The sequence below is a fragment of the Shewanella gelidii genome, assembly GCF_014647855.1.
GTDB lineage: Bacteria > Pseudomonadota > Gammaproteobacteria > Enterobacterales > Shewanellaceae > Shewanella > Shewanella gelidii.
This window is the reverse complement of the sequence record NZ_BMPZ01000003.1, coordinates 130582-150114: the sequence shown is the minus strand read 5'-3', so window position 1 is coordinate 150114 and position 19533 is coordinate 130582. Positions and strand designations below refer to the sequence as shown.

12 protein-coding genes and 2 pseudogenes are annotated in these 19533 nt (G+C 43.9%); 7 read left to right on the top strand and 7 right to left on the bottom strand.

Annotation, left to right across the window (positions count from 1 at the left end):
- Window positions 1-247: 247 nt before the first annotated feature.
- Window positions 248-385, top strand: a pseudogene (locus IEY18_RS17405) (transposase); the annotation flags it as partial.
- Window positions 386-709: 324 nt separating this feature from the next.
- Here the strand turns inward: IEY18_RS17405 and IEY18_RS07585 are convergent.
- The 5 genes from IEY18_RS07585 to istA form a co-directional block, all read right to left on the bottom strand.
- Window positions 710-2323: a UvrD-helicase domain-containing protein gene (locus IEY18_RS07585; protein WP_229779780.1), complete on the bottom strand. Its 1614-nt coding sequence runs from the start codon at window positions 2321-2323 to the stop codon at window positions 710-712.
- 32 nt (window positions 2324-2355) lie between these two features.
- Entirely contained in the window at window positions 2356-4260 is a 1905-nt protein-coding gene (locus IEY18_RS07580; protein WP_188919437.1) for an ATP-dependent nuclease, read from the bottom strand.
- Window positions 4261-4736: 476 nt separating this feature from the next.
- Window positions 4737-5243 carry a hypothetical protein gene (locus IEY18_RS07575; RefSeq protein WP_188919435.1) on the bottom strand — a complete coding sequence of 169 codons (507 nt, stop codon included), beginning with the start codon at window positions 5241-5243 and terminating at the stop codon, window positions 4737-4739.
- Between the two features lie 486 nt (window positions 5244-5729).
- Entirely contained in the window at window positions 5730-6491 is a 762-nt protein-coding gene (gene istB, locus IEY18_RS07570; RefSeq protein ID WP_188919433.1) for an IS21-like element helper ATPase IstB, read from the bottom strand.
- Window positions 6481-7992, bottom strand: a complete 1512-nt coding sequence (gene istA, locus IEY18_RS07565; RefSeq protein WP_188919431.1) for an IS21 family transposase — start codon at window positions 7990-7992, stop codon at window positions 6481-6483. The genes istB and istA overlap by 11 nt, the downstream gene beginning before the upstream one ends.
- A 284-nt stretch (window positions 7993-8276) precedes the next feature.
- Between istA and IEY18_RS07560 the strand changes: the two are divergent.
- A pseudogene (locus IEY18_RS07560) lies at window positions 8277-8525 on the top strand (PhoH family protein); the annotation flags it as partial.
- Between the two features lie 279 nt (window positions 8526-8804).
- Window positions 8805-12500 (top strand): response regulator, encoded by a 3696-nt coding sequence (locus tag IEY18_RS07555; RefSeq protein ID WP_188919429.1) that lies wholly within the window; start codon window positions 8805-8807, stop codon window positions 12498-12500.
- A 24-nt stretch (window positions 12501-12524) separates the two neighbouring features.
- On the opposite strand, the gene IEY18_RS07550 is transcribed toward IEY18_RS07555, so the two are convergent.
- On the bottom strand, window positions 12525-14339 hold the full coding sequence (locus IEY18_RS07550) for a protein kinase domain-containing protein (protein ID WP_188919427.1): 1815 nt from the start codon (window positions 14337-14339) through the stop codon (window positions 12525-12527).
- A 302-nt stretch (window positions 14340-14641) separates the two neighbouring features.
- On the opposite strand from IEY18_RS07550, the gene IEY18_RS07545 reads away from it, so the two are divergent.
- Window positions 14642-14983, top strand: a complete 342-nt coding sequence (locus tag IEY18_RS07545; RefSeq protein WP_188919425.1) for a hypothetical protein — start codon at window positions 14642-14644, stop codon at window positions 14981-14983.
- Window positions 14984-15197: 214 nt separating this feature from the next.
- Window positions 15198-15854 (top strand): thiopurine S-methyltransferase, encoded by a 657-nt coding sequence (locus IEY18_RS07540; RefSeq protein ID WP_188919423.1) that lies wholly within the window; start codon window positions 15198-15200, stop codon window positions 15852-15854.
- 111 nt (window positions 15855-15965) lie between these two features.
- Here the strand turns inward: IEY18_RS07540 and IEY18_RS07535 are convergent, their stop codons facing one another.
- A complete protein-coding gene (locus IEY18_RS07535; protein WP_188919421.1) occupies window positions 15966-16991 on the bottom strand; it encodes a porin in 1026 nt (341 codons plus the stop codon).
- A gap of 401 nt (window positions 16992-17392) precedes the next feature.
- Here IEY18_RS07535 and tcdA point away from each other — a divergent pair, with 401 nt between their 5' ends.
- Together tcdA and pepT are read left to right on the top strand one after the other, a co-directional pair.
- Window positions 17393-18187 carry a tRNA cyclic N6-threonylcarbamoyladenosine(37) synthase TcdA gene (gene tcdA, locus IEY18_RS07530; RefSeq protein WP_188919419.1) on the top strand — a complete coding sequence of 265 codons (795 nt, stop codon included), beginning with the start codon at window positions 17393-17395 and terminating at the stop codon, window positions 18185-18187.
- Between the two features lie 99 nt (window positions 18188-18286).
- Entirely contained in the window at window positions 18287-19519 is a 1233-nt protein-coding gene (pepT, locus tag IEY18_RS07525; protein WP_188919417.1) for a peptidase T, read from the top strand.
- Window positions 19520-19533 lie beyond the last annotated feature (14 nt).

The window sequence follows — 19533 nt, the reverse complement described above, 5'->3', positions numbered from 1 at the left end:
ACGTCTCTTTTCCTTTGAGTACGCGATAGCTGATGACTTTGCCAAAGGTTTGTATGGCCGGCCACTTGGCATCTATTAGCTCCTTGGGTGCACCTATAGTTTGGTATTCCCGATATTCTTTTCGGCCGCGCTGCGCCTAAATTTGAGTGGCGCTTTCGACTTCATCTCGCTGAGCGGTGAAAGTGATCTGCTTTAATCAGACCGGACACTTCAATAAAGGAATATAATCCCTGATATTGAGGTGACTATGACAAAAAGAAAAAACAGAACTTATACCAGCGAATTCAAACAAGAAGCTGTGGCACTGGTGACAGAGCAAGGATACAGCGTGCCTAAGGCGGCCGCTTCTCTCGGCATTACAGACAAATTGCTATACAACTGGAAGGCAATCATCTGGGATTTCGAAGTAGTGTTCGCCTTCTTCGGTTACTTTTATCGGTACTCTCATGGGTTGGTCACTCCTTAAACGATTGCTCTATAGTCAGCACTATAGTTTCATAATGAAAACTAAATCAAATGGTGCGCAAAGGTTTTAGGTGAAAAATAGGTGCTAGCACGGAATGGGGCAGATTCAGCTTAGAACGATCACTCTAAGCCGCAGATGGACAAATACAAGCTAGAAATAGATAGTCAATAAAACATGTTGGATTAGTTTTATTCATTGAGTTGCGGCTTTCTGAGCCTCCATAAACCAACTATATCTTGGGAATTAGCACGTATAACCCAGATATTCCTCTTGAGGTGTTCTATGTTCGCTCCATCGTCCAGTATACCCCTCAGGTCTTTGTCTCATCTCGCAGTGAGTTAACACCAACCTTTGCTTGGCACGTGACACCCCTACAAAGAAGGCACAACGGTTAGCCTCCTGATCGCCAAAAAATATCTCATTCTCAATTGCCATCATTATCACTGAGTCGTACTCAAGACCCTTGCTTTTATGGATGGTTAGAATACTGACAGCCTGATCATCTGAAAAGCGACATAGTGCCCTCAACAAGTCGGCATCAAGCCTTCTTAGATCATTTATACGATTACGAGTTTCGATTACTATCTCATCAAGCCGCTCTTTTGACTCGTAATCTGGTGACAAGGATGTAGCAATTTCAACGCCAATGAACTTCAAGAATGAACGGACTCTTTCCCACCAAGACGAATATCGGTCTCCACCAACATCCTCTTTAGTAATTGCTTGTCTTTCCCGCCGAATGAACTGACCAAAGGTTTGTTTAGCACTTGAGCGAGAATCCTCATCCTCGAATGGAATAAGGAGCTTAGACAAACTTCTCCAGGCATCTGGGTAACGCTCCCCATAGAGACATTGAAGGTAATCGACGATGAGTCTGGCTAGTGGCTCACTGGTGATATCTTGCATCTGTTGTTCGTTACGATAAGGTACGCTACGAGCTTCAAGAGCTGCCATAAGTGGAGCTGCGTACAATTCGAGTTGCTTGGAGACTAGTATGGCTATTTCAGAAGTTGGCACCAGCTCGTCTCTAATCCACTGTAATACAGAGTCTGCTATCCATTCAGCTTCATTGGCACAGGTGTCAAACCTTAACGAACTGATTTCACCCTCCTGGCCAGTTAGTTGCTCATCGGGCATGACAGATGCAGGGTCCAGAGTAAGAATTATCTCGTTTTGAAGTCGCAGTAATTTCGGCTGAGATCGAAAATTTCGATACATGTTTAGTGGTCTAGCTCCAAAGTCTCTGGAAAACTGCAAGAAAATTCCTTCTAGTGCTCCAGCCCACCCCATAATCTTTTGTTTAGTATCACCAACTGCCGTAAGGCGCACACCCGTTCCAAGAAAAGCCAATTTAACCAACTCATACTGCAGATTGGTGCAATCCTGAAATTCATCAAGAAACACGTCACTATATGTTTGCCTAATTGCGTTTCTGGCAACCTCTGAATTATGGAGTATTTTTATTGCTAAAGGGACAAGGTCAAGAAATAGTATCTGCTGATGTGGGATTTTAACTTCACCAATCGTATAGCCAATATTCAGCGCATCATTGCCAGTGAGTACTACTCTAAATCTATCAATAATGCGCTTTGCAAATGCATGGAAAGTGTAGCTATCGAGACGGGAACCAAGTTCCGCACCACAGCGACGCTGTACTCTTTCTTTCAAGTTCTTACTAGCGTCGACCTTGAAAGAAATAGCCAAAATTCGTTTGGGGTACCTTGATACACCTGTACGTAGAAGGAAATCTGCTCTTTGAGCCAGCATTTCCGTCTTGCCTGCTCCAGGTCCTGCAGTAAGCGCCAGAGATTGATTTTGCTCTGTTGCGGCGATGTATGCATTAGGTTCTAGCTGCAACCCATACGAAGGCCTCCATGAGTCTATAGCTGTCATTCTGGTATAGCCTCTAGCCGCTCTTTGACTACACGCGCTAAACGGTTTATCGATTCAGGTATGTTTCGAAGTATGTCTGCATCAGATAATTTGGCGAAAGCTTCGATATGTGACGCGGGTTTGCTCCCCAGTTTAAACAGCTGATGATAGGTGTTAAACAGCCTTCGTTCATCGGCAGCGTATTGTTCTGAATTGAAATGACTTTTACCTAGTACAGCCTTAATTGTGGACTCTTCAGGATCTTCCTTTAGCACACCGTAAGCATCTGGGTAAGCAAGTAGCATCGCGAAATCCAGATCCATCGGAAAGGAAAAATATATCCCCCTCTCCTCTAGGGCTGAACGATAATGTCCATAGTCCCTAACCATGTGCGTAGTATCGCTCCACGAAGGGATAATGTGACCTGCAGGAAGTACATTTGAAGGGTTAAATGCTGCTAATTGATCGTTCACATATTTCATTCTTCCCCAGCCGCCCTGATATCGAGCAATATCAAGATCAAGCAGAGTTATGTAGGGGATTTCCAATGCTGACAGAAGTCGCCAAAAGTGGTTCACATGTCGCCCACCAAGAGGAGCTACTGTTATAGCTGACTCATCAACTGGGATACCTTTTGCGGTAAGGAGCCTTGGAAGAACAATCTCTTCGCTGTCGCCTTCCCCGAGCACTACTAGGCGAGAAAAATATATTTCAGGAAACGCTTGGACAGCTTGACGGACAAATTTGTGCGCTTCATCGGTGGTTGGTGGCATCTGAACATGCTTCACCTGAGTGTTGCGAGAAGTGCAAAGTCGGAGGTAACGAATGTCTTCTGGTTTTACGCGACGTAACATTGAAGGCGCGTGAGTGGCAATCAAAGCTTGGGCATCACCGCTATTTGTCATTTCCTTTAGAGCATTAACTATTCGCCCAAGATAATGAGGCGAGAGGCTATTTTCTGGCTCTTCCAGAGCAACGATAGTGAAAACTGGTGGTTTGAGTTTTTCAACGTCGAATGATTTATCCGTACCACTGAGGGTGGCTTTGTTAACCATCTGGGATGACAAAACCAAGGAAAGATACAGCATCGACTTTTGGCCATCGCTCAAACGAGTAAAGTCAACGAAACCCTCGTCATGTCCAGGACCAAAGGAAATCGAAGTATGCCTTAGTAAGGCTTCGACTTCCGATGCCACAAATGTAACCTTTGGGTCAGTAAAAAAGTTTCCTTTATGCAGTTTGTTCCATGTAGTTGTGAGCCCGTGACTCAGAGCCATGATGGAAGGGTTTCCAACTAAACTGTTAGTTATTTCACCTGCTAGTCGACTGATGGTTTCTCGCTCATCCTTCCACTGGATTGCACGTAACATCCTTCCCAAAATGGCGTTGGAACCATAGGCTACATGGTCGGCTGGATCGCGCCTGGCTGGAAGGTAGTGAACATGGATATGATTGCGTTCACCACGCGGTACCTTCGCGCAGCTAAGTGGAGAGTCATCTGGGTTTACTTCAAGCACATAATCGAATGATTCTTCGATATCTCCATCAATTCCCATCGTTGCTGTAAGGCGATAGCGAACTCTAGGTAAACCGTCTGTAATGTCCAACCGCATATGTCCGAAGTGAGGGGCTACGGTGCTGCTATCGATGTCCTCTCTCAACTCTGGAAAAGAAAATTCAGCTTCCAGCCAAAGAGTCCGTTCTTCAGGAGTTTCCTCTTCCCTTGATGGTACGTGAAAATCTGAGCGCTGAACTCTACGCATAGCAGGATTGAAAGCGAACATGCGACTCAGAGCCAATAGGGCAGCCGTTTTACCTGAACCATTTGGACCAATTAAATAGGTCACGTCGTCGAGTGTAAGAGTGGTTGGCTCAGGCCCGAACGATTGAAAGTTCGATAACCGGATAAAACTAAGCTTCATATTCAATCCCAATAAAAACTTTGTGATTATTCAATTAATAGAAACGGCCTATCGATTTTAATAGGTCTTTCCTAGCAACGTCATCTCATAACGTTACTCAGGCGGCTAACAACTGCACCTAATTCGATGTTAGTATAATGTCGTTTCTTACTCACTTATTCAACATAAAATCAACATCTTATAATTCAAGCCTGAAAATTACACTGCTCCTTGACGTTTGATTTCTAGATGTTCAGCGTTCAATAACTTTTGGTAAGGGAAACTCATATGAACAAGATGTGGACGAGTATTTACTCTGAATGATTTTGGGGCATTTTCGTGCTTCATGCCCCGCCAGAAAGCTTCTGGACATAAATGAGTTAGTTCTTTAGCTCTAGGTAACACATTAAGATTAGTATTTTTATGGGATAACGCTTAGAAGCGTGATATGCCGCCCACCTAGTAGGCGACACTATTTCTTGGATAGAGGCGTGGTTTTATCTAGTGGCACTAACTTCGCACTCAATTGATAGCTTGCGCCCCTTGCCTCTTACCTCTAGTTTTCCTGATAAGTCATTTGTGATTAGTAGCTTAACGCTCCAGTCTTGCAATTCGACATTTTCAGATAAGGCATCACTCTTGTCACCAAAGTAATGGAAATCAATTTTGAAAATGGTTGCTTCCACCTCTGAACCTTCTTTTGCAACCCTCTTAGACACTTTAAGCGTTTGTAAGTCGGGAAAGTGAACGCCTTGAAGGCACTGCCCGGTAACCTGAACTGGTGCCCCATTGCTTGATATGGACACCTTACTCAAGCCGAAGTCTTGGTCTACATACGCAGAGTATTTGACCTTATCAACATCAACTAGGTGAATTTCACTTAGCTCCACATAAAGGTCTGGTATACCTGTATATGAAAGGCTAGACGACTCTTGCGGTGCTGCGTAAGAGGTGCAACTTGATACTGCCAAACAAATAGTCACCCAGAACATACTGTAATTCATTTTTGATTATTCCTTATTTGCAGGTGGCAGATATTCGTAACCATCTGGAGTTGCCAAATACAGCCCAGTTCCGCCTTTAACAAAGTCATTGTCATTTCGTGAGAAATCCTTCACATCAGCAGTCCCTCTCCTCTGTCTAGAGTTCCAGAGGCTTGGATACATTTTTCTCAACTCTCTGGTAATTTTGAAGCGCCTAACGTGTGCATGTATTGCTTTTCCCAGAGGTTTTTCATTTGATGATGAGCAGGATTTTGTAGCAACACCACATTGTAGCGGTGAGCCGTCTGTATAAATTTCAGCAGAAAATTGGTCACCCGAAGTGCAGATGTTTGCACAATGCTCTACGCTAGTGTCTTGTGATAAGCCGTAAATCTCACTACTCAGTCGCGTAAGAAAATCCTCTGTTAATTTGCATCCAAAAGTGATCCACCATTTGCATTGAAAAGTGATCCACCTTTCCGACCTAATTATGGTCACATAGATAGTTTATTTTCCAGTTTTCTTCTCCTTAGATTTCTTCGTTGACTCTTTAAATCGATAACTGTCGTTACCCGTTTCTATGATGTGGCAATGATGCGTCAGCCTGTCTAGCAAAGCTGTTGTCATCTTTGCATCGCCAAAGACTTTTGACCATTCAGTGAAGTTCAGGTTTGTCGTGATTAGCACGCTGGTTTGCTCATATAACTTACTGAGCAGGTGAAATAATAATGTACCTCCCGCTTGGCTAAAAGGGACGTAGCCCAGCTCATCTAAGATGATTAAGTCGCATTTGGCCAACCGATTAGCCATGCGTCCGACGTAGCCAGCTTGCTTCTCTAGCTCCAAGGTGTTGACCAGTTCAAGGGTGGATAAAAACCTTACACGCATTTGATGGTGTTGGATTGCTTGAACGCCTAAAGCGGTAGCAAGGTGCGTTTTACCTGTGCCAGGACCGCCAACAAAGACTACGTTTTGACTGTCTTGAATAAATTCACAGCGATGTAAACCACGAAATAGGTATTCATCCACACTACTTTCGCCAAAGTTAAAACCATACAAGTCACGATATGCGGGGAAACGTGCAGATTTCATTTGATAGGCGATACTGCGTACCTCTCTGTCTGCCACTTCAGCCTTAAGCAGTGTTTCTAGTATGGGTAAGGCTTGCCGATAAGCTGGTGAGTCTTGGGATGACAGCTCGACAATACTGCTGACCATGCCATGTAATTTCAAGGTTTTTAAGGTGCTGAGTAAGGCTTCATTGTGCATAGCGTTTTCCTCTTAACGTGTCATAACGAGACGAATCACTTGTAGGCTCGGTCACCAGTTTTAATCCTATATCGACAGGCAGATGAGCCGGTAAAATGTCTGGATTGAGCATGCGGTTTAAACAGTTAATGACATGTTGTTTGGAGAAATTACCTGCGGCGAGCGCCATTTCTATCGCACGTTCAACCAGAGCCTCATCGTGATAGAGGACTAATGCTAAGATTTCAGCCATTTCTTTATCACCACCTTGACGCTGTAACAGCTGAGATTGCAGTTGTTTGAAGCTTTCTGGTAAAGTTTCAAATGGAGCACCATTGCGCAATGCTCTAGGCTTTCGCTGCGCCACAAGTAGGTAGTGTTGCCATTGATAAATGACCTGAGCTGGCAAGTCATGATTGGGTTGGAACGCGCGAGGATGCTCTGCGATTTTTTGTCCTTCTGCGATAAAGGCTAATGTATCAGGGTAGATATGTAAGCTAATTCGGCGGTTGGCATAACTGGCTGGCACTGAGTATTTGTTTCTATCGAAGTTCACTAAACAGGTAGAAGATACGGGTTTAATTTGCTCAATAAAGCCATCAAAGGGTGCGGTGATTTTCATTAGCTGAGAGCGTTCTTGCAGCCAAACGTTATGCACTGTTTTATGATGAAATTCAGGATGTTTACGTGTTTGCCAATCTTGTACGCAGGCCATTTCTAACCATTGATTTAGTTCATCTAAGCTATGCATTCTGGGGATGCGCTGCCAGATGGTAGAACGTGCATCACGCACATTCTTTTCAACTTGCCCCTTCTCCCAGCCAGATGCCGGATTACAAAAGTCCGCTTCAAATAAGTAGTGGCTTACCATGGCTTGAAAGCGCCGATTAATCTCACGTTCTTTGCCTTTTTTAACGGAGTCCACAGCCGTTTTCATGTTGTCGTAAATGCCACGTTCTGGTACGCCCTCAAACACCCTAAATGCATGGTTATGAGCATCAAATAGCATCTCATGGGTTTGGGTATAGTAAGCCCGTAGAATAAAAGCACGGCTATGGCTAAGCTTAAAATGAGCGACTTGAAGCTTAGTTTTTCGGCCATCGATATAAGCCCAATTCTCACCCCAATCAAATTGAAAAGCTTCTCCAGGTGCAAAACTTAAAGGCATGTAAGTATGCTTAGAAGCGGCTAACTTTTCCTCTTCGCGCCATTTACGGGCAAAGGCGGCCACTCTGTCATAAGAGCCGCTGTAGCCCAAGGGCACTAAATCTTCATAGATATTTTTTATCGTTTTGCGTTGTTTTCTAGGTCTTTTGGCTTCACGTTTCAGCCAACTAATAAGAATTTCCTTAAACTCATCAGTCTTACTCAGAGATGAGCGTTTAGGGTACTCAGGTACAGGGATTTTGCCATTTAGATAGCGCCTGACGGTATTTCTCGATAATCCTGTCCGTCTAGCAATCTCTCGTTTAGACATACCATCACGGAAATGCCAACGGCGAATAACGTTTAATAAAGACATGTCGATCACTCCATATTTCTCCCGCTTCAATGACGCAGGAGTTAATTAAATATGTGGATCAGTTTTCGGTGCAAATCAGGGGGGAAAGTGGATCACTTTTGGGTGCAAATTAACACCCGTCGTCATCACACTCAAATCGTGGGAGCTTACCTAAGTTGACTTTAGATCTCTTTATTTTAACAACTGTATTACCCATTTAGATTCTCCGAGTGATTCTATTGGATGGTAACACATTTGCGGGGGGGGGTTAAAACTAGGGTTATCGTAACAAGATGAGGACTAGGGTAATCCTTGATGAGTGTCAGAACCTCACGGCTTCACAAATTAAAACCATGATCACGCGTATGGGGGAGGGCACTAAGCTTATTTGTAGTGGCAACCTATCGCAGATCGATTCAAATTATCTAACGGGCGTTACCTCCGGTTTAACTTACATCGTTGAGCGTTTTAAAGACTTTGAAGGCAGTGCAAACATATATCTAAATGGTGTCGTGCGTTCACGTTTAGCTGAGTTTGCAGAAGAACATCTTTAATTGGTTTACGCTAAAATGACGGGTGAGAAAGAGGCTCAAGTAGAGCCTCTTTTTGTGCGTATCACTTGAGTGTGATGTACCGATAAAATTACTGTGAATTGAGCGTACATACACTTTGTATTACGAGGATTATTTCGTGTGCAAGGTGACGGGTTCCTGATAATATGTGCTCAACTTATTAGGCATGTTATTTTTGAGTGAACTGACACTTTTTGATGCCTCAACAAGCAATTAAATTGATTTTCTTGCAAGAAATATTTGTCTTCCCAAAGGTCATGAATGAAATCAAATGAGCCCGATCTTCAATTAACCGCGCCGATTCAAAAAGGCTATAACCGTGCGGTATTTTACACCTATATTGGGGTGATCGTGATGGCGCTGTTAACCGCCTGGGTGTTTTTTGATAAGCAAAAGACACAGTTGATGAGTGAGCGCGAGCAGCAAATTGATCGTCATGTTTTGCAAGTTGACTTACTATTAGAGTCGAGTATTCGAGCCGTTAAAAGCTTGAGGGATGTCGCGATTAATCACCTAAGACTTGGTGAGCAGGTTCGCCGAGAAAGGTTACTGGATTATGAAAAATTCGATGAAACGGGGAAGTTTTTTACGCTAGAACCTAAGTATGCAGAGAGTCAGCGTTCCTTTAGGAACATGGGGCGTATTACAGGGGTCGGACAGTTGGCCGAGCGCAGTGATAAGTTCTATCAGGAACTCGAAATGTTATTTGAGTTGTCTTTGGCTTTTCCTGTTGCAAAGGAAGCAGCGCCCAAAGCCTCATCGATTTACTATATTTCAAAACGCCGCTTAATGTCTTATTTTCCGTGGCCTAAAGATGAGCAGAGATTTAGAGAGGAGTTGCTCAATAAAAAGCAATTCCAATTGGCAACTCCGGAAATGAACCCGCAGCGCAGCGTATTTTGGAGTGAGGCCTATGTCGACCCGACGGACAAAGGCTTACTGACCACGCTTGGTGTGCCAGTGTACTTGAAGAATGAGTTTATCGGTTCAATTAATCTGGATATGACGCTTGCTTCTTTGGCTCGACAGATCCGCTTATATTTCAAAATGCCGGGCACGGTGATATTGCTAGATCAAAGCAATAATATTTTATCTCATAGCAATATCGATAGCATGGATATCAATCGGGTCTACCATATCAGCCAGCGTATTCCATCAGAATTACATTCCATTCCTGAACATGAGTTATTTGAAGCTGATGAAGGGGTGATCCGCAATGGATATTATATTCACTCTGTTGCGTTACATAATGCACCTTGGCGCCTACTCTACCTGCAAGATGTTGATGACTTGTTCATGGATTCGTGGCAAAAGTTACAACAAACTTTTGTGCTAGTCGTTATCGCACTGTCTGTGCTGGTAACCATAGTGCATTGGCAAACACGCCGCTCATTTGTTAGTCCGGCATCAAGGCTGCTTGCACATCTTGAGGGGTGCTCTCAAGAGCCCAAAGGCCCGCCTAAGGTAATAACACCGGGTTGGGAACCTTGGTTTTTACTGGTGAGTCGTATTTTTGAAGAAAACCAGCAATACACGACCCATCTTGCCGAGCAAAATAAGCGCCTCGATAAGCTGGTGGCGCGACGAACAGAACGATTAAAAGATACGACTGAGCGTCGAGAGCGCGAATATGCATTGCTACGTTCTTTGTTGGACTCAATCCCAGAAGCTATTGTATTTAAAGATAAAGAAGGCCACTACCTTGGTTGTAATAAGTCCGCTGAGCGAATGCTGGGTTATACCGAAAGTGAAATGGTTGGATTATCATCGGATGTGATAACAACCCCTGAAATTGGGAAACGGATCCGTGCTGAAGATCAACAGGTGTTGTCAGAGCGAATGCCGTTACGTTACCAAGAAAAAGTAGAATTGGCCGGTAAGCCAGTATTGCTCGATACGTTAAAACTACCTTTCTATAACCGTCGTGGTGAATTGTTGGGATTAATTGCGGTATGGCGTGATGTGACTCGTGAGTATGAATCAGCTGAGCAATTGCGTTTGTCTGAAGAGCGTTATCACCTCGCCATGGATGCGGTAGAAGATGGTTTGTGGGATTGGTATTTAGACTCAGAGCAAATCATATGTAACTCAGCGTATTATTCGATGCTTGGCTATCAAGCGGATGAGTTTCCTGCACTTTGGTCAACCATTGATGAATTGATCCATCCAGATGATCGCATCAGAGTCGCCGAATATCGAGATCATTATCTGACCGATCACCAAGATGCATACGATATTGAGTTCCGTATGCAGGGAAAAAATGGCGAATATCACTGGGTATTGAGCCGAGGACGGGTGGTTGAGTTTACGGATGAGGGGCAGCCGAAGCGACTCGTCGGTACCCATAAAGACATTACGCGTCATAAGCACAATGAAGTGGCGCTGCTTGAAGCCAAGCAAGATGCTGAAATGGCCAATCTTTATAAGAGTGAATTCTTGGCAAATATGAGCCATGAAATTCGCACCCCAATGAATGCCATTATTGGTATGTTACAACTCGCGCAGCGAACTCAGCTTACTGAGCAGCAAAAAGATTACTTAGAGAAGGCCGGTTTCTCTGCGCAGTCCTTGCTGCGCATCATTAATGATATTCTCGATTTTTCGAAGATTGAAGCCGGCAAGCTTGAACTTGAACGTGTTGCGTTTCCACTCGATAAAGTCCTTGATCATGCGCTGGATCTAAATGCACTCAAAGCCCAAGAAAAGGGTGTTGAATTGCTCTTGTACGCGCCTGTGACAGCAGGCTTAATGTTGAGTGGAGATCCGCTACGTTTAGGTCAGGTTCTTGTCAATTTACTTTCTAATGCCGTGAAGTTTACCCAGTCTGGTGAAATTGAGTTGGGCTGTGAAGATGTGGGAGAGCGTGATCATCGCATTACCCTTAAATTCTGGGTGCGAGATACCGGCATTGGTATTAGTCGAGAGCAACAGCAAAGCTTGTTTGATGCATTCTCACAAGCCGATGGTTCAACAACACGCCGTTATGGTGGTACTGGCCTTGGACTTTCAATTAGTAAACACCTCGTTGCTTTGATGGGTGGAAAGATGGAGGTTCATAGTGAGCCCAATGTTGGTAGTACCTTTAGTTTTACCATTAGCTTTGAAATTGCCGAAGAAGCCAAAGTTCCGCCTTTAGTCGTTCCCGAGAAGTTAAATCATCTATCGGCACTCGTGGTCGATGATAACCCTACCGCGCTACAAATTTATTCAGGCGTGATGCGTGATTTCCACTTTGAGACGGATATCGCGGCGAGTGGTGCAGAGGCTCTATACAAGCTTTCTAAGCAGCCCGTTGATTTGCTTCTGCTCGATTGGATGATGCCCAAAATGGATGGTTGTGAAGTGATCCGGGCGATTGATGAAATGATTGCTGATGGCACGCTACAACGACGTCCGGTGATTATTATGATGACGGCCTATGCTGCAGAGCCTTTACGGCAGGAAGTTGAGCAAGCCAATATTTTTGCGTTGTTGCAAAAACCATTTAAAGCATCGGTTCTTTTTGATGAGATTATTACCGCCTTTGCTGACTCCCCGCCATTGACGCTAGAATCCAGCGAAGAGGCTCCCGAATCAGATGAGTGCAAAGGCTCAATTTTATTGGTGGAAGATAACTTTATTAATCAGCAAGTGGCGACAGAGCTACTAAAAAGTGCGGGTTATGAAGTCCATGTGGCGGATAACGGCCAGATAGCAATTGATATGATTGACCAACAGCCATTTGATGCCGTGTTGATGGATATTCAAATGCCTGTCATGGATGGTTTAACGGCGACCCAAGCGTTACGAAAACAATTTACACTTGATGAGCTGCCGATTATCGCGATGACCGCGCATGCAATGTCGGGCGACCGAGAGAAAAGTTTAGCGGCAGGAATGAATGCGCATATTACCAAACCTATCGTATTAACTGAGCTGTTTGATACCTTAGATCATTGGATCAATCGAGAAGGCTAAAGCTAATTTTTGAAAACTTTTTCCTTAAGCGTTGAAGTCATTTGGGTTTCTTGGATAGAAGTCATCGTCGAGTTTTTCTATTGCACTGAATTTTCGCGTATTTTTATATGGTAGCTTCATAAAGCCCGATACCCCATGGCCTTGAATTTTATCGATATGATTGATGATTCGGTCAAGACTTGCTCGAAATGCCGCTTGTTTGCGGGGATTCAATAAACGCAAATAACTATGCACTTTGAGGTGAGTTGGTAGGGCTTCAAAAATAATACAGCCCGTATGGTGGATTTGGTTAATCCAGCCTAATTCAGTCATAATTTCGGCGGGTAAGCTTAAGTTCTCATCAGGATCTCTTCCATCCTCAAAATAGGAGTGCAACCGGGATTTATCTTCAAGACTGGGAGCATTGCCAACTTCAAATGGCAATTGCTGTCCGCGATTGGCATGAAAGGGTTCATTTGCGGAATCCCGTTCAAAATGCAGTGTATCTTTAGCGTTAAAAAAGCATGCTTTAAATACCCCAGTGCGTTGAATACCACGGGCCAAAGTGACCATATTGTTGACAGCTTGGATCAATGCAAACTTCTCTTCAGCTCGATAAAGAGCAAGATTGGAGTCGATATATACTCCCTCGTTTTGCCAGTGAATTGCCAGCCCACCGACAATGGGGTATTGCGCTAATCGACCTACTGCGGCAACGAACCCTTTCTCGGTATCCCCCATTCCAGCCATAAAATTGCGGTAGTATTTTTCCAGCTGAATATCATCCATTTTCTCAATGGGATCGTGTTCGTTATGCTCCTTTAAAAAGGACTTTCTTGAGCTGTAACTGACAGTTTCAACGTCTTTGTCTTTGGCTTGTTGCCACACAGGAATAAGGCCAATACGTTCTTTTGTAGGCAATACGGGTAGATGAATTTGATGGCGATAATCCATCATTTTTAGAAAATAATCGCCAGCTTTTTGTCTGAGTTGTGGGTCATCACTTAGCATACCGTCTAGGGTTCGAGCTAACTCAATGGGTAAGCCTACACTTGTTGCTGGAATTACATTTTTGCCAAAGCGACTGGTTTGGCCCGAAGCTAACGCATAGAGTGTTGCGGCGACACCTTGCTCATCAAATCTGGGGCTTGAAAGTGCGCCATTTAGTTGTTCTTCGCCGATGAAATACACGTCCCCCATGCGCGCATTGGTATGTTGATGATCGCTCGACATCAAATCCATCACGCTGTCGTTTACTGGCAGGCCATTTTCATCCCGTTGTGCGAACACCGCTGAGCCCCAATCAATTAATGAAAGGTGCTCGGTTTGACGGTCATAAACTAAATTAGACGGCTTTATATCGCCATGAACAAACGGTCGGCCTTTTCTGAGATAAATAAGAATATTGGCAAGTTGTTTGGCAATGCTCATGATGGTGGCAGGTGGCAGGGAGCCTAGGCGGCGACACATTTGATCAAGATCTTCACCCACGGCGTGTTCCATAACGAGAATGCCTTGTTTGCCGGCTCGCTCGAACTTGATTGCTGCAGGGATATTGGGATGAGTTAACAGCCCCAACATAAATGCTTCTTCTTCAAGTCGATCTTGTACATTTTGAGGGAGAGTGATCCGAGAAAATTTAAAGACATGAGATTGTTGTTGCTGGTTTATGCCGGCAAAAACAAATCCGTATGCGCCTTTACCAATCATCTCAATTTGGCCATAACCAAGCTTGGTCAGTTGTTGTTTACACAGCCTGATCCAAGCTTTATGTTTGCGGGCATCATTCGCTTTCAGCAGATAAATGGATTGCTCTTCTGAAATGTAAAAATGCTGCAACTGCGGTGCATGGCTACTCACAAATAACGCATCCTTTGATAAAGACTGACGGCGTGATGAAGGATTATAAATATTATCTTATTTTGTATAGGTTTGGCACTCACCTGGGAAAATTCGATGTTGAGCAATCCCTACGACTTGAGACTGAGTGCGATCCGCTTCAATAAATGCTAACTAAATGCAAGTTATAGAATACCTACTCTACAATTTCGATTTGCATCTTGACCTACGTCAAATTTGTCCACCTAAAATGTAGCTAACCTTAAGATATGCTAATATGAAACTAGTGATGACACCTAGATTGCCGATTGTGAGGAGGGCACATGTCACAGCTTGATAAAGCCCTATTAATAGAGCTATTTGAATATCCACGTAAGCGTATCATCCAGTCAATGGAGTTGCGCCAATGTCCCCATGCTGGTTTTTTTAACAAAGCAGATGAAGAGTGTATATATTGCCATCAAGGGATGGAATGCGTTTGGATGAATCACAATGATGAATTGGTGGATTTACAAGAAAAGTCGGTTGACGATTTGAAGCAGCAGCTTTTAATTGCCGTTGACTATATCGATTCCAATTTGAGTCCGCACCATCTATCACGTAGACAATGCCAATGTGAAAATTGTGTCTGGCTCAAGAAAGTACAAGCTACGCTTGGTATATAATGAGACAAGCTACGTTCGTTAAATAAATGCCAAATACTGAGCTCAATGAAAAAGCCAAAGTCGAATGAAAGACTTTGGCTTTTTTAGTGTTTGTAAATTTGGAATGAGTCCGCCTGAGACCATCCATTGGTCTATTTTGTGATGCTGCCTTTGCAAGTGTTGAAGACAAGTATTAGGATAATCGAATGAAATAGCATAGAGGAAGATAAAGAACATGGAACCAAGTTTTTGGCATGAAAGGTGGGAAAATGAGCAAATCGGATTCCATCAAGGAGATGTGAACCCTTTTCTGATCCAACATTGGCGTGATTTAAACTTACCAAATGATGCCAGCATTTTTGTCCCTTTGTGCGGTAAGTCGTTAGACATGTGCTTTCTCGCTGAGCAAGGTCATCAGGTGATTGGCTGTGAATTGAATCAGCAGGGCGTCGAGCAATTTTTTTTAGACAACAATTTACCTATGCAAACCAGCTCTCATGGCACGCATCCGTGTTATGCGACCGAACAATTGGCCATTTATCAAGGTGATATATTCACTTTGAGTGAGGAAGTCACCCGTGAGTGCAGCGGCTTTTATGATCGTGCTGCTTTGATCGCTTGGCCAGAATCGATGCGTCACGCTTATGTCAAAAAACTAGCGGCTTTACTACCCTCTGGTAGCCAGGGCATGTTGATTACGCTGGATTTTGAGACCGATGTGATTAGTGGACCACCATTCGCTGTTTCGGAGTTGTGGGTCAACCAGCATCTCAGTGAGTTTTTTGAAATTCAACAGCTTGCCTGCATCGATGTATTAGCTGATAACCCTCGTTTTTTAAATAAGCAAGCCACTTGGCTCAATGAAGTGATTTACCGGCTCGTACGTAAATAGCCTTGAGACGTGTAGCCGTACATTTACTAAAGAAATTTATAAAAAAAGCGACTCGATGAAGAGTCGCTTTTTAGTTAACTTTTGTATTGAGCTCGCGAGCGCTTGTTTAAATTAGAAGTTGTAACGCACACCAACGGTGAATACATTTTCATCTTCTAAATCAACTTTAGCATCAGCAACAACGTGCTCACCTTCGTACATAGCGTAGTGGCCATAGACCATGGTTGACTTAGAAACTTTATAATCAGCACCAACAGTGAATTGTGTGATATCAATATCAGAAGTCGCAGTAGGAGCACCTACAGAGTTTTTATAGTACTTACCGAAACCTGCATCGTCTTTACCGAATTCAGCTTTTAAGTTCACGCCATTTAGGTTGTAAGCAACGTTGACGAAGTAAGTTGAACCATCGATTGCGCTGTCTGTTGTTTTCTCTGTTTGCTGGTAAAGTCCACCTACTTTAAAGTCACCCAGTTTTACTTGAGCAACACCGCGAATCGCATCAACACCAGAGATCGCTTTGTTGTAAGCAACCGCTGCGTAGTACCCTTGTTTCTTCAGCTTCTTGTCACCAAATACGGCACTGACGGCATACATATCTTCATCAGTATCTTCATAGTTATCGTCCATCAAGTATGTTGCATTGATGGTGAACATATCGGCGATTTTTGGTGAGTAGTAAGTAATGCCATCAGCCGCACGTGTTTGGCCTGTTAACATACGGTCGATATCTGCGTTGCTGTTGCCAAATAGGTCGACACCACCTTCAGACTTTTTGAAAACTGTGTCATTGCGGCCAACAAGTACCGTGCCTGCGTGAGCTTTAATACCTAGGAAGGTGTTACGCGCTTTGAATGGATCCGAGCTGCCAGTGTCGGTTGTATTTTCAACTTGGAATTCCATTTGATAGATAAGCGTTGCACCATCAGTAATTCTTTCAGTGCCTTTTACACCGAGGTGCGAGAAGTTGTTCTCTAGAACGGTGCCGTCTTTTTTGTTCTGAGTCGTGAAGCCATTGTCAGAATTAGAAACAGTTAAATCTAAACGACCATAAAAGTTAGGGCCATCAGCCAAAGCACCGAAAGATGCAAGGGTCAGTACGGTTGCAACAGACGTCGATACGATAGTCTTGTTCATGTTTTCAAACTCCCAATATTTTAAAATTATTTTTTTATAAAACTGTTATTTCTTTGTTATTGCTAGTAATAGTGAGGTTTCGCTCGCTATATCGCCGCTGATTCTTACAGCTTTATTCGGCAAAAGTTGTGCGGGAGTTCAAACTTTTCAAGCTAATATACGTATGTAGCCAGTTTTTACGTGAATTTTTTCTTTGCTCGTGAACAGTTGTCATAAATTTGTGCTACCTCGCCATTTATGGCTTGCTGAATGATTTTACATTTTTAAAACAAGTCGCTTGTTCGCTATAGCGGAAAGTAGGCCAGTGCTGGATATGTTCGGTGGCATAAAACCATGAGAGAAAATTTGGGGCAGCGGATGAAATCAGCTAGAATTGCCGGCTGCAATTAACAGGGGGCAATATGTCGGATGCATTTCAAAATCGGTTTGGTGGAATAGGGCGGCTATATGGCGAACAAGCTCTTAAGACTTTTTCCAAGTCCCATGTTGCGATTGTCGGTATTGGTGGTGTCGGAACTTGGGTGGCCGAATCATTAGCCCGAAGTGGCATTGGTCATATAACTTTGATCGATTTAGATGATATTTGTGTCACCAATACTAATCGTCAAATACATGCCATCGCAGACACCATTGGGGAATCTAAAGTTGCAGTGATGGCTGAGCGTATTCGTCAAATCAATCCTGAATGTATCGTGCATGAAGTTGAAGACTTTATTGCCGCTGACAATCTTGCTGAATACTTTGTGGGGGCGAAACAAGGTGGTGACATTGATTACGTGGTCGACTGCATTGACGCCGTGAAGCCCAAAGCCGCTCTAATTGCTTGGTGTAAAAGAAATAAGATTAAAATTGTTACCGTTGGCGGTGCGGGCGGGCAAACTGACCCAACGCAAATACAAGTTGCTGATCTTGCGAAGACAGTGCAGGACCCATTGCTAGCAAAAGTGCGAAATATTTTACGTCGTGAATATAACTTTTCTAAGAACCTATCCCGCCGCTTCGCTATAGAAGCAGTATATTCAACTCAACAGCTGGTGTATCCACAATCCGATGGTAGTGTTTGTGCAACGAAGGCCGCATCAGAAGGGACTATGCGAATGGACTGTGCTTCAGGTTTTGGCGCGGTCACTATGGTTACCGGGACTTTTGGCTTTGTCGCAGCGAGTCGAGTATTGCATAAGCTGGCGAGCAAATAGTGCATTGGAAGGCTTGAGCGAATATCTTGATCTAAATCGCCTTTGATTATTTTGGGGGCTGCTAATATTGGGCAACTTTTTTAGCTGGACCCTAGCCCCATGACTCAAGTACTTTTAGAGCGTTTTCTTCGCTATGTAAGTTTCGATACTCAATCTGACCCCTCTCAATGTTCAATTCCGAGCACCGATAAGCAATTCAGGTTTTCAGAATTATTATTTACTGAACTCAATCAGCTCGGATTCCAGCAAGTTGAGCTAACCGAAAAAGGTTATTTGACTGCCGTGGTGCCAGCAACGCAGCCCGATCTTCCTTGTATAGGTTTCATCGCCCATGTTGATACCGCGCCAGACTTTAGTGGTGCTAATGTTAAACCTCAGATTATTGAAGATTATCAAGGTCAGGTCATTGCACTGGGCGATACGGAAGTGCTTTGCCCTAAGCAATTTCCGAGTCTAAAGCGTTACATTGGTCAGAGCTTGATTACTACTGATGGCACCACGCTTCTTGGAGCCGATAATAAAGCGGGTATTGCAGAAATTATTACTGCGCTTCACACCTTGATTGAGCATCCGGAAATCCCCCACGGAGAAGTGAAGCTTTGCTTCACGCCCGATGAAGAGATCGGGCGCGGCGCTGATCATTTCGATGTTGAGGGCTTTGGGGCTGATTGGGCATACACAATTGACGGGGGCGAGATTGGCGAACTAGAGTATGAGAACTTCAATGCTGCCTCTGCGGTTGTGACTGTTTTTGGAAATAACTGCCATCCAGGGACGGCTTATGAAGTGATGATTAATGCCCAGACCATCGCTTGCCAATTTCATGCACAAATGCCTCTCAATGATACGCCAGAGCACAGCAAAGACTATCAAGGTTTTTTCCACTTGATTGGAATGGAAGGGGTGACTGAGCAGGCGAAACTAACCTATATTATTCGTGACTTTGACCGAGATCAGTTTGAGCGAAGAAAGGAACAACTGGTTGAACAAGTCGAGTCTTTCAATCGCCAGCTCACAGGCGCACGGATTGAAATTAATATTCAGGACTCCTACTTCAATATGAAAGAGCAGGTGACACCCCACATGCATATTATTGATATCGCCAAGCAAGCAATGGAGAATCAAGGGGTTGAGCCGTTAATCAAACCGATTCGAGGTGGAACGGATGGCGCGCGTTTATCATTTATGGGGTTGCCTTGCCCGAACCTATTTACAGGTGGGCATAACTTTCACGGTAAGCACGAGTACATTTGTATTGAGTCGATGCAGAAGGCGGTTGATGTGATTCTTGAGGTGGTCAAGCTTACTGCAACGAAGAATTGTAAGTCGTAAATCACGAGTTTTTG